Origin of the sequence: Lutibacter oricola, from assembly GCF_900106565.1 — a bacterium.
In the GTDB taxonomy this organism is placed as follows: domain Bacteria; phylum Bacteroidota; class Bacteroidia; order Flavobacteriales; family Flavobacteriaceae; genus Lutibacter; species Lutibacter oricola.
In genome coordinates this window covers 1-13,189 of the sequence record NZ_FNNJ01000002.1, presented here as the reverse complement: position 1 = coordinate 13,189, position 13,189 = coordinate 1, and the positions used below count along the sequence as shown (strand labels likewise).

General features: G+C 30.2%; 6 protein-coding genes and 1 pseudogene. All 7 read right to left on the bottom strand.

Annotated elements, in window-relative coordinates; translation table 11 throughout:
• Positions 1 to 14: 14 nt before the first annotated feature.
• The gene (locus tag BLU40_RS04775; RefSeq protein WP_090120422.1) at positions 15 to 2,663 is read right to left on the bottom strand and encodes a glycoside hydrolase family 3 protein; all 2,649 of its coding nucleotides are present in this window, start codon (positions 2,661 to 2,663) and stop codon (positions 15 to 17) included.
• 441 nt (positions 2,664 to 3,104) lie between these two features.
• Positions 3,105 to 7,295 carry a hybrid sensor histidine kinase/response regulator transcription factor gene (locus BLU40_RS04770; RefSeq protein ID WP_245729899.1) on the bottom strand — a complete coding sequence of 1,397 codons (4,191 nt, stop codon included), beginning with the start codon at positions 7,293 to 7,295 and terminating at the stop codon, positions 3,105 to 3,107.
• A 20-nt stretch (positions 7,296 to 7,315) separates the two neighbouring features.
• Complete coding sequence (locus tag BLU40_RS04765; RefSeq protein WP_217633385.1) at positions 7,316 to 9,709, bottom strand: DUF5060 domain-containing protein; 2,394 nt, start codon at positions 9,707 to 9,709, stop codon at positions 7,316 to 7,318.
• 199 nt (positions 9,710 to 9,908) lie between these two features.
• The gene (locus tag BLU40_RS04760; RefSeq protein WP_090120413.1) at positions 9,909 to 10,880 is read right to left on the bottom strand and encodes a transketolase family protein; all 972 of its coding nucleotides are present in this window, start codon (positions 10,878 to 10,880) and stop codon (positions 9,909 to 9,911) included.
• A 113-nt stretch (positions 10,881 to 10,993) separates the two neighbouring features.
• Positions 10,994 to 11,839 carry a transketolase gene (locus BLU40_RS04755; RefSeq protein WP_090120411.1) on the bottom strand — a complete coding sequence of 282 codons (846 nt, stop codon included), beginning with the start codon at positions 11,837 to 11,839 and terminating at the stop codon, positions 10,994 to 10,996.
• Between the two features lie 2 nt (positions 11,840 to 11,841).
• Positions 11,842 to 12,495, bottom strand: a complete 654-nt coding sequence (fsa, locus tag BLU40_RS04750) for a fructose-6-phosphate aldolase (protein ID WP_090120408.1) — start codon at positions 12,493 to 12,495, stop codon at positions 11,842 to 11,844.
• A 67-nt stretch (positions 12,496 to 12,562) separates the two neighbouring features.
• Positions 12,563 to 13,189: pseudogene (locus BLU40_RS04745) on the bottom strand (xylose isomerase); the annotation flags it as partial.

The following is a 13,189-nucleotide window of genomic DNA, read 5'->3' as shown; positions in this document are numbered from 1 at the left end:
TTCATTTATAATAATTAATTTATGGTTAAAACTTTTGTAATTACTTGTGTTGATTTTGCTCCTGTAAACCCTTCTACATTTGGTTGTTTACCGCCTACACTTAATTTTATAGAACCTGAAGTTATATCTTGCTCTCCGTATTCATTTATAGCAGCATATTGTTTTGGTTCAACTAAAAAACTAACAGTTTTTGTTTCTCCTTTTTTTAGATGAACTCTTTTAAAACCAATTAAACTTCTAATTGGTGTATTTTTATATTTTTTATCTAATGTTACATACAGCTGCACAACTTCATCTCCATCTAAATCTCCTGAATTTGTAACTTCAACAGAAACTGGAATGTTTTTATGAATAGTAACACTTTCTGGAACGATTACATTTGAATACGTAAAATTTGTATAACTCAATCCGTGGCCAAAAGGATACAATGGTGCATTTTTAAAATATCTATATGTTCTATTTTTCATAGCATACGATTTAAAATCTGGTAAATCGTTTACTGACTTATAAAAAGTAACCGGTAACCTTCCTGATGGGTTGTAATCACCAAATAAAACATCTGCAATTGCTTTTCCACCAAATTCACCTGGATACCAAGCTTCTAATATTGCAGGAATATTTTTATCTGCCCAATTCACAGCAATAGCACTACCATTCATTAACACTAAAATGGTTGGTTTTCCAAGCGCTTGAATTTCTTTCATTAATTTTACTTGTGATGCTGGTAATTTAATATCTGATCTATCACCTTTATCAAAACCTTCTAAAACAACTGACATTTCTTCTCCTTCAATTTCTGGAGTTAACCCTAAGAAAAGAATTACAGCTTCAGCTTTTTTAGCAACTTCAATGGCTGGTTTTAATAAATCTTTATCCAGTTTAGCCCATAATAAATGTGCTTGTGGATCGGTATGATAGTTTGAATATTCTATTTTTAATTTATAAGATTCTCCTGCAATTAGTTGCTCTTCAAAATAACCAGTTTTAGCTTCGTGATCGTTCGAAAACTCAAACCTAAGCGAATCATTTACATACATTTTTACGCCACTTCTTGCTTTAAATGCCACTCTATAATTTCCATTTTCCTTAGGAATTAATTCTCCTGTCCATCTTACTGAAAACTCATCAGACACACTATTATCTAGTGGTTTTTTGTTTAACCAACTAAAATCAACATCAGTATCATTTCTAATTAATTCAGCTTCACCTTTAAATTCTTTATTTGTAAAATATTCACCTTTTAAGCCTTTTAATCCTCCATTTTTTAATGAATTAGAAGGAATTGGGCTTAATAATGGCCAACCTTCTGCAATTTCACAACCTTGCTCGTAATATATTGTAGCGTTTGGTAATTTTTCTTGAATTGCTTTTAGCGGTGTGTAATAATTATTTGGTGTACCGTGATAATTACCCAATAAAACTTGTTCAAAATTTGTATTTGGACCAATTAATGCTAAAGATGTAATATTTTTATTTAGAGGTAATAAATCGTTTTCGTTCTTTAATAAAATCATAGATTCTCTAGCCGCTTTTTCAGATAAAGCGTAATGTTTTTTGCTTGCAACTACACTATATGGTATTTTAGAATATTCAACATTCTCATCTTCATCAAACATTCCTAATTTAAAACGAGCTGTCATTAATCGGCTTAAAGCAATATCAATTTTTTCTTCATCAATCATTTCTTTTAAAACAGCTTCGGTTAAATTTGGATCAAAAACACTTCCGCAGTTTAAATCTGTACCTCTATCAACTGCTAAAGCAGCTGCTTCAGAAGGTGTTTTTACCAATTCGTGTTTTCCTGGTTCCCAAAAATCGTTAATAGCCCAACAGTCTGAAACTACATACCCTTCAAAATTCCACTCGTTACGTAATATATTTTGAAGCAATAAATTACTTCCACAGCAAGCCTCATCATTATATCTATTATAAGCACACATTATAGAATGTACTTTTGCTTCTTTAATAGCAGATTCAAATGCTGGTAAATAGGTTTCTCTTAAATCTTTATCTGAAGTTAAGTAGTTATCTTCGTGTCTAGATTTTTCAGGACCACTATGTACTGCAAAATGTTTTGCAGTAGCAACTACTTTTAAATAGTTAGGATCATCTCCTTGGAGCGCTTTTATAAAATTCACTCCCATTCTACTTGTTAAATATGGATCTTCACCATAAGTTTCCTGACCTCTTCCCCATCTTGGATCTCTAAAAATGTTTATGTTAGGTGTCCAAAAAGTTAAACCCTGATATATACCTCTTTTATTATTATTTGAAAAATGGTGGTATTTTGCTCTAGCTTCATCAGAAATTGCAGTTCCAACATTAAACATTAAATCTTCATTAAATGTAGCTCCCATTCCAATAGCTTGTGGAAATACTGTTGCTTCACCTGCTCTTGCAACTCCGTGTAAACATTCGTTCCACCAATTGTATTCTGGCAAACCTAAACGCTCAATAGCAGGAGCATCATATCTCATTTGAGAAACTTTCTCTTTAAGTGTCATTTGCGAAACTAAATCTGAAACTCTTTCCTCTGTTGAAAGTGTAGGATTTTGAAATTTGAATTGGTAAGTCTTACTTTTTCCACAAGAAATAGATACTAAAAGAACTATAACTATTAATAGTTCCTTTTTTATTTTAAGAAGTACATTCGTTAATTTCATTCTTTAGTTTCTTTATAATTTTATTCATTTAAAATGATTAATTTTTCAATCCTCAATTTTTAACTCACTTCATACCTTAATCATTCATACTCAAAAGTAGATTTAAACCTTATTTTTTTCTATAACTAAACAAGCGAATGATAGAACATTTGTAGCATATTCAATAAGATTACTAGTAAACATAACATATAGAGCGTATTAACGCATCATTTTTAGTAATACAATTTTTAAATTAATTGTTAGAATCTTATTGATAAACAACTCTAATTATTTCACCTAAACATAGTTTATTTTGTAAAATTTACAGTATAAAACTGCATTCTATTTCTAAAAACTTACCAACAAATAATAATATGTTTTGCTTATAAAAAAGTAAGGCTAAACTTGATTTTTATGCTTTTAAAAATCAAGTTTAGCCTTATTAATAATTTTGATTTGGTTTTAAATTTTTAGTTCACCATCATCATTTAATTTAACCTCCGTTGGAAGAATATTAAAATGCTTTTTAAAACATTTTGTAAAATATGAAGGTGATGAAAATCCAGATCTATAACAAACATCACTTATATTTGTGTTTCCTTTTTCAATCATAATTTTAGCTCTTTGCAATCTAATTTTACGTAAAAATCCATTAGCAGTTTGACCTGTAAGTGTTTTAATTTTTCTATAAAACTGACTTCTACTTAAACTAAGTTCTGAGGCTAATAACTCTACACTTAATTCTGGATCACTTAAATTATCATTAATATAATTCAATACTTTTTGTATGAATTCTTTATCTAAAGAAGTGGTATTTTCATTAGATGAATTTTCACTAATTGCACTAAAATACTTATTAAACAGTAACTTTCTGTTTTTTGTTAATTGTTTTAATTGAGACTTTAAAATTCTCAAATTAAATGGTTTACTCATATAAGCATCGGCACCAGATTCAATACCTTCAACCCAATCATCTGTCATTGTTTTTGTAGTTAGCATTAAAATTGGAATATGACTTACTCTAATATCATTTTTAATATTTGAGCATAAATCAAATCCATTCATTTCTGGCATAATTACATCTGTAATAATAATATTTGGTAATGCTTTGTGCGTTAACTCTAATCCTTTTTTCCCGTTATTAGCAGTTAAAATTTTATAATCGCTACTTAGCTCTTTCTTTAAGTAATTAATTAACTCTACATTGTCTTCAACAATTAATAATGTTTGTAATTCATCAACTTTAGATTCTGTACTAATGTTTTCTGTTTCCTGAATAGATTCTATATGAACAAAATTATTTTTCTTTTTTCCTTTAAATAAATTGCCTGTTGACGCAATTTCGGCTTCATCAAAATGTTTTTTACCTATTGGTAAAAGTACTCTAAAAATGGTACCAACATTAACTGTACTTTCTACTTCTATTTTACCTTTATGTAATTCAACAAAACTTCTACAAACTTCTAATCCAATTCCTGTACCGCCATAATACGTTTGGTTTAAACTATTTACTTGGTAAAAACGTTCAAATATTTTATCTACTTGTTCTTTTTCTAAACCTGGACCAGTATCTTTTACACTAATTTCAAAAGCTTTAATTGGCTCATTTTCATTAACTAAAGGTAATATTTCGGATTTGTTTTTAGCTGAAATACAAATAGTTATTGTTCCGCCTTCATTTGTTACTTTAAATGCATTTGATAAAATGTTGAAAATAATTTTCTCTAACATTCCAGGATCAGCCCATACATTTAAAGTTTCAACATTAGCTTCAATATTTAAATATATTTCGCGGTTTAAAGCTTCTTCATTAAAATAACTAGCTAACTCATTTACAAATGAAATTAACTCAATTTTACTTGCCTTTACTCTTGCTTTATTTAACTCGAGTTTTCTAAAATCCATTAATTCATTAATTAATTTAGAAAGTCTGTCGGCATTTTTATGAATTATTTGATGTTTTTCTTTAACCTCTGTTGGTAAGCTTAAACTTTTAGTTTGAATAATATCCTCAATAGGATTCATAATTAACGTAAGTGGTGTTCTAAACTCGTGAGAAATATTGGTGAAAAAGCGTAATTTTTTCTCATGCAATTCCTCTTCTTGTAATCTTTTTTCACGCTCATTACTAATTAATTGTTTCTCTTTAATTCTTTTTTGAATTCTTTTACTGTACCAATAAAGTGCTAACAAAAACAATACAAAATATAAGAAAAACGCCCAAACAGTCCTCCACCAAGGTGGTAATACTGTAATGGCAAGTGTTAAAGGTTCTTTATTCCAAACACCATCATTATTTGCCGATTTTACATTAAAAATATAATCTCCATAAGGCAAGTTTGTGTAGGTTGCACTTTTACTATTTCCTACATAATTCCAATCCGTTTCAAAACCATCTAAATAATACGCATATTGATTTTTTTCAGGTCGTGTATAGTTTATTCCAACGTAATCAATTGTAAAAACCGATTGATTATGTGTTAATGTTATTTGCTCAGTTTCTGATATTACTTTTTTTAGTGGAGAATCTTCAGAATTTAAATCAACTGGTTTATTAAACAGCTTAAAATCTGTTAAATACATAGAAGGTTCATTTGTATTTACAGGTATATTGTTAGGATTAAAATAATCTATTCCCTTATAATTTCCGAAGTAAATTTCACCAGTTTTATCTCTATAAACGGCATTAAAATTAAAATCGTTAGATAATAACCCGTCATCTGAATTATAATTAGTAATAATGTTTGTATTTACATCTAGTTTTGAAATTCCATAATTACCACTAACCCAAATATTTCCATTTAAACTTTCTATAATACCCGATACATTCTCTTCGTTTAAATTGTTAGATTTATTATACCAAACAGCTTTATTTTTATTAATATTATACTTACATAATCCTGCTCCTCTTGTACCAATCCATAAAATCCCATCTTTACTTTGATATAATGAAAGGATATGATTTGCGCTAATTCCAGTTACTTGCTCAACAACTATTTTATCTGAAATATCTTCAACAGAAAATTTATTATCTCCTAACTGAGATACTTTGTACAATCCTTGTGTTGTACCTAGCCAAATATTATCATCTAAATCAACTAAAACTTTTCTAATAGCGCTGTTTTGAATGTTATATTTACTAAAGTTTTCAGAAGTATAATTTTGAAATTTATTTGTTGAAGGATTGTAAGACAATAAACCTCCATAAAAAGTAGAAATCCATATAATTCCTTTAGAGTCTTCTGCAAAACTTAATATAATGTTAGAATTAAATACTTCTGTATTATCTAAATTATAGTTTTTAAAATTTCGTGTACCATTTTTTAAAACATACAATCCGTTTCGCCAACTTCCTGCCCAAACGTTTTGCTTACTATCTATAAAAACTGTTTGAATATCATCAATATTTAAACCCGAAATGTAATTTCTTTTTTTTGAATTTACTTTGGTAAATACATTGGTTTTAGGATTTAAAATATCTATTCCTCCACCATCCATACTAATCCAAAAGTTACCTAATTTATCTTTAGCAATACCAGTAACAGAACCTACTTCTAATGAATTTAAGTTGGTAGCTAAACTCTCTATATTATTAAATTTATCATATAATTTATCGTGTTTAGCAGCTCCACTATTATAATAACCAACCCAAATTCTATTATTACTATCTAAAAATAACGACCAAATAGAATTAGATTGAATACTGTTTTTATCAGTTTTACTATATAAGTAATTATGAATTAATTTTCCTTTAGCATTTAAATGAAAAAGCCCATCATTTTCTGTTCCAAACAAAAATGAATCTTCAGAAACTTGAAGCATTGATAAAATTCTTTTTTCAGAAATTGGAAAGTGATTAATTTTATATAATTCCTCACTAGACTCCTTATCAAATTCAATTTTAAAAACACCATTAGTTAAGGTACCAATCCAATAATTTTGTTGTTCATCAATTAATAAAGTTTCTATAGCATCATTAACGGTTTCAAATCCGTTTTTACCATTAAATATGGTAGATTTTAAAGTACCTGTAGTACTATCGTATTCTTTTAAACCTAAACTTGTACCTGCATAAATTTTACCATTACTAGCTTTTTGTAAGCTATTAACATTTATAAACTGTACATCTTCGTTTTTAACTAAAAAAGGTATTTTAGAAGGTTTTAAAGCTTCTGTTGACAGCTTATATAAACCTTGTTCATAAGTTCCTATTAACAAATCTCCAGCAACATCTTCAATTATACTTCCTACAGAAACACTTGAACTATTATTTGTACTTGTAGTTAAAAATTGAACTTGTTTAAACTGATCTAAATCTCTATCATACAAGTTTAAACCATCTTCAGTTCCAATCCAAAGCCTCTTTTTTGAATCTATATACGAACAAAAAACAAGACTACTACTTATTGATGTTGAATCGTTTACAACGTGCTTATAAACACTATAATCAATACCATCAAACCTATTTAACCCAACACCATTGGTTCCCATCCAAATAAAGCCATACTGATCTTGAATAATTGTTGAAATAGCAATGTTTGAAACACCATCTTTTATGTTTACAAAATTAAGGTCCTCCACTGTTTCTTGTGCATACAAGCTAGAGAACATAAAGCATAAAAGACTTAATAAATAGTATAGTTTTCTTTTCAAAATATAAATAATTAGTTTATTTATTGTGGAATAAAGTTACGGTTTTTTGTTAGAATCCATTGGTCAAATTTAAAGCCATCTTCACGCATAGAAAATGAAATTATATAGGTTCCAGCTTCTTTAAATTCTAAATAAATTGTTTGCGGCACACCACAATGATTTTCTTCTACTCTTTGAGCCGAAGACCACGTCCATTTATTTTTTCCATCGCATAATTGAATTCGCTGTCCGCTTTCCGGCCATTGCTCATCAATTCCAACGTGCAGTCCATTATCCTCTGTTCCAGTTGAAAAAGCTTTTGTCCAAACGTAATATTTACCCGGATTTTCAATTTTCACCTTGAATGAAACAATACCACCAACACCTGCAATTGGAAAAAAGTTTTCACCAATAATTAAAGGATCATCGTGCGTAATTCTAGTATCTGGATAAGCTTCAATATAAGATTTTTCACTTGCTGAATTAATCACTACTGAATTTCCATCAACATTTTTCACTGTTTTTAGTATCCAATTACGCTTTGTACCGTTATTGGTTTTATAATGAAATGCTTCTGCTTCAACCTTTAAAAATCCATCTTTTTCAATAAATGGCTTAACAGTTTTTAATTGTTCTTTTAATGAAGTTTCACCTTTAGCTGTAATTAAAGCAACCCAATCTCCTTCCATAATTGGCGGAAAACCAATAGAAACCATATCACCTCCCTTAACGGATTTAACGGTACCTTTTATTAGTTTTCCACCTTTCTTGGGGTTATACCATTTTATATTAAAACTATTATTAGTTCCAAATAAATTAATTTTTGTTTCTTGAGCCTCTGGCATATAAACCGTGTAAACTTTTCCATTTTGAGCAAAAACATAATCGTTTGGATTACTAGTTAAATCATCTGCTGATTTCATTTCAGAAAAAGGAAGATAGTTTTGGAAAAAATCTAACGCTATTTTTGTTTGCTCCCATAATTTATCTCTAGATCGCCAATCTTCACAATTCAAATCGTTATGCGCATATTTGTAACCAAAATACCACTCAACTCCTGCTCCTCCAGCCATTAAATTTCCCCACAATACTTTTGCTCTAATGCTGTTATGCTCTGGATCGTCAGCATCTGGTTTTGCTCCAGTATCTGCAGGTCCAATTTCATCTTGACAAACAACCCAATTTCTACCAGTTTTTTGAGAATCTGAAATCCATCTTTTAGTAATTTCGTGAATTTCATTTGGTTCGTGTGTTTGCATTGAAGGCCCATCTAAAAACTCAAAACCAAGCAAAGGCTCTAAATATAAATTTTGCTCTTTAATTATTGAATGTGTGTGTAACGCCACATAATTTTTATAAGGATCGTTCTTTTTCAAGTATTCCGCCATTGCTTCTCTATCTTTATTACTTTGACCTTTAGGAGACCAATGAACTGCGCCATTTTCTTCTCCTAAATTCCAAGTAATAGCTAAATGATGTGAAAAACGTGCGATTAATTCTCTATAATATAATTTACGCTGAACACCTAACTCTCCAATATCTAACAACAATTCGTTTTCGGTTTCTTGCGTAACAATGTGCATCATTAAACCCAACTTTTCCATATGATCAAATACAATTTCCCACTGGTCTAGCTTGCTACAATCAAAACGGTAACGCTCATTAATATCAATCCAAGGCCAAACATCTTTTCCATCTCCTTGCACATTCATTGTTAAAAAATATACAGAATTCATTCCTTTTGAAGCCAAATAATTTAAAGCTCCAATCATATTCTTCCCTTTTCCATTCTGCCAAGTTGGATCGCCTTGTTTCCAATCTTTATAATGAGCTAAATATTTATGTGAAGCTGGTGTTTGATCAAAATCTACATAACCCAAGAAGTTTTCTGGGCTATCTGCTCCACCTTTTAAAAAGTACTCTTTTGAATCTTCAAACTGAAGATATCTTTTTCCAATATAATTTAAACGTCCTTTTGCTCTAAAATCTGCACCTGTTTTATCAGTATCTTCAATACTAAAACTTCCTTCAAAACCATCAAACAAAACAGATTCTCCCTCATTAGAATTATTATCAACAGCTATTTGTTTCCCTTTTTTAAATGAAACTTTATACGTCCACTTACCTATTTTATTTGGTCTAAACCTTACTTTCCAAACGTTACCTTCAACAGCACTTGTTTCTGACGCATTTCCATCCGCAGCAAAAAAACCAGGAACTAAGAATGTTTTATCTCCATTATTGAAAGTAACATTTAAACGATAATTTAAAAACGGATTTTCAGCATCATTTTCCGATAATTGTTCACCGGTAAAACTCAATGTTACTTTATGCCATTTTTTTAATTCGCCATCTATAACAACTTTTGATTGTTGCGAATAAATTGAAGTAACTAATAGAATTGCTATAAATTGAAATAATACTTTTTTGCTCATTTTTAAATGTTGTTTTACCAAGTAAAAATATTTAATAGTACTATTTTACACTATAACTTATCAAACATTTGATGAAACAATTGTTGCATTATTATTTATTTAAACAAAACCAATAGTAATAACAACTAGTATATAGAAAATAACCCTTGATACTAATTAAAGTTCAAGGGTTATTAAAAAACAATTTTTAAAAAACTATCTATTTTCTTGCTATTACTTTTTTTGAAGCTTTAACAATTGATTCAGCATTTAAACCATACTTTTCCATAAGTTGAGCAGGTGTTCCACTTTCTCCAAAAGTATCATTTGTACCAATAAATTCTTGTGGAGTTGGATTGTTTTCAGCTAAAACTCTAGCAACACTTTCTCCTAAACCTCCAAGTACATTGTGCTCTTCTGCAGTTACAACACAACCTGTTTTTGCAACAGATTTTAAAATAGCTGCATCATCTAAAGGTTTAATTGTATGAATATTTATTACTTCAGCAGAAATTCCCATTTCTTCTAATTTTTCTGAAGCTTGTAATGCTTCCCAAACTAAATGCCCTGTAGCTACAATAGTTACATCAGTACCTTCTGTCATTTGAATTGCCTTACCTATTTCAAACTTATTTTCGTTATTTACATCGGTATATTTAGGCATAAATATTGGCATAACAGGACGACCAAAACGTAAATAAACTGGACCTTCGTGTTCTGCAATAGCAATAGTTGCTGCTTCAGTTTGATTGTAATCACACGTGTTAATTACTGTCATTCCTGGTAACATTTTCATTAACCCTATATCTTCTAATATTTGATGTGTTGCTCCATCTTCACCCAAAGTTAAACCAGCGTGAGATGCACATATTTTTACATTTTTATCAGAATAAGCAACAGATTGACGAATTTGATCGTAAACTCTACCTGTAGAAAAATTAGCAAAAGTACCAGTAAATGGAATTTTTCCACCAACTGTCATACCTGCAGCTATACCAATCATATTTGCTTCAGCAATACCAATTTGAAAAAATCTATTTGGGTTTTCTTCAATAAATTTCTCCATTTTTAATGAACCTATTAAATCGGCACACAATGCAACAACATTTGGGTTTGTTCTACCTAATTCTGCTAAACCTGCTCCAAATCCACTTCGAGTATCTTTACTTTCTGTATATGTATATTTTTTCATTGTTCTATTATATCTTGTTTGTTGAAGGAATTATCTAATCTTATAAATTGTTTTTATTTAAAAAAATATCCTTCATTATAGATTCCTGCCTACGCAGGAATGACAATATTTATTTAATAATCTCCTAAAGTTTCAGGGTTTTGGGCTAATCCGTTTGCTAATTGCTCGTCGTTTGGTGCTTTTCCGTGCCAAGCGTGTGTATGCATCATAAAATCTACACCATTACCCATAATTGTATGCATTAACACACAAACTGGTTTTCCTTTTCCTGTTCTTGCTTTTGCTTCATTTAAACCATTTACAACAGCTTCCATATTATTTCCTTCTTTAATATGTAACACATCCCAACCAAAAGCCTTAAATTTTGCTTCTAAATCTCCTAAAGGAAGAACTTCTGAAGTTGGTCCGTCTATTTGTTGTCCGTTAAAATCAATAGTAGCAATTAGGTTGTCTACATTTTTACCAGCCGCATACATAATTGCTTCCCAATTCTGACCTTCTTGCAATTCTCCATCTCCGTGTAAAGTATACACTAAATTATTATCTCCGTTTAGCTTTTTAGCTTGTGCAGCACCCAAAGCAACAGACAAACCTTGACCTAAAGAACCTGAAGCCATTCTAACCCCTGGTAAACCTTCGTGTGTAGTTGGGTGCCCTTGTAAACGTGAATTTAACAATCTAAAAGTTCCTAATTCTTCTTTTGAAAAATAACCTCTATGCGCTAAAACACTATAAAAAACAGGTGAAATATGACCATTTGAAAGAAAAAACAAATCTTCATTTGTACCATCCATATCAAAATCACCTTCTTTTAATTCCATTACTTCGTTATACAAGGCAACCAAAAACTCTGTACATCCTAAAGAACCTCCTGGATGACCAGAATTTACTTTGTGTACCATTCTCAAAATATCTCTTCGAGTTTGAAAAACTATATTTTCTAATTCTTTAATTTCCATTGTTAATTTCCTTTTGCGTAATCAGCTAAAAACTGCGCTAAACCACTATCTGTTAATGGATGTTTTAATAATCCTGTTATTGAACTTAAAGGCCCTGTCATTACATCACTTCCTAATTTTGCACAATCAATTACGTGCATTGTATGACGAACTGATGCTGCTAATATTTGAGTTTCAAAACCATAATTATCGTAAATAGTTCTTATTTCAGAAATTAGGTGTAAACCATCTGTAGAAATATCATCTAAACGACCTAAAAACGGTGAAACATAAGTTGCTCCTGCTTTAGCTGCCAATAAAGCTTGCCCAGCTGAAAAAACTAATGTTACATTTGTTTTAATTCCTTTATCAGAAAAATATTTACACGCCTTAACTCCTGCTGCAATCATTGGTAATTTAACAACAATTTGAGGATTTAAAGCCGCTAATTCTTCACCTTGTTTAATCATTCCTTCATAATCTGTAGCAATAACTTCTGCCGAAACATCACCATCAACTGCATCACAAATATCACGGTAATGTTGTAAAATATTTTCTGCTCCAGTTATTCCCTCTTTAGCCATTAATGATGGGTTTGTAGTAACTCCATCTAAAATTCCTAAAGCTTGTGCTTCTTTTATCTGCTCTAAATTAGCAGTATCTATAAAAAATTTCATTCTAATAAGTTTATTTATCAAAACCAATATTGCTGAAAAAATCAGCAATATTGGTTTAATTTATATTTTAGATATATTGGTTAATAATATTTTCGAATAACTCTTGTTTTCCACTAGTTGGAGCTAATTCTCCATTCTCTTGAGCTATTTTGTACAAGTCTTCCATAGATAATTTACCTTCTTCGAAAGCTTTACCTTTTCCTGCATCAAATGAAGCGTAACGGTCTGTTCTTAATTTTTCATATGGAGATGAAGTGATAATTTTATCAGCAATTAGCAATGCTCTTGCAAAAGTATCTGCTCCACCAATGTGTGCTAAAAATACATCTTCTAAATCTGTTGAATTTCTTCTGATTTTTGCATCAAAATTAATTCCTCCTCCTTGTAATCCTCCTGCTTTTAAGAAAACTAACATAGCTTCTGTAGTTTCTTGAATATTGTTAGGGAATTGATCTGTATCCCATCCGTTTTGGTAATCTCCACGGTTGGCATCTAAACTTCCTAACATTCCTGCTTTTGCAGCAACTTCTAATTCGTGTTGGAATGTGTGTTGTGCTAAAGTTGCGTGGTTTACTTCAATATTCATTTTGAAATCTTTCTCTAAACCATATTCTTTTAAGAATCCTATGGCTGTAGCTGAATCAAAATCGTATTGGTGCTTCATTGGCTCCATTGGTTTTGGTTCAATAAAGAA

Coding starts and splice junctions, on each gene's coding strand:
- BLU40_RS04775 (WP_090120422.1), bottom strand. CDS start 2,663: ATGAAATTAACGAATGTACTTCTTAAAATAAAAAAGGAACTATTAATA.
- BLU40_RS04765 (WP_217633385.1), bottom strand. CDS start 9,709: ATGAGCAAAAAAGTATTATTTCAATTTATAGCAATTCTATTAGTTACT.
- BLU40_RS04760 (WP_090120413.1), bottom strand. CDS start 10,880: ATGAAAAAATATACATATACAGAAAGTAAAGATACTCGAAGTGGATTT.
- BLU40_RS04755 (WP_090120411.1), bottom strand. CDS start 11,839: ATGGAAATTAAAGAATTAGAAAATATAGTTTTTCAAACTCGAAGAGAT.
- fsa (WP_090120408.1), bottom strand. CDS start 12,495: ATGAAATTTTTTATAGATACTGCTAATTTAGAGCAGATAAAAGAAGCA.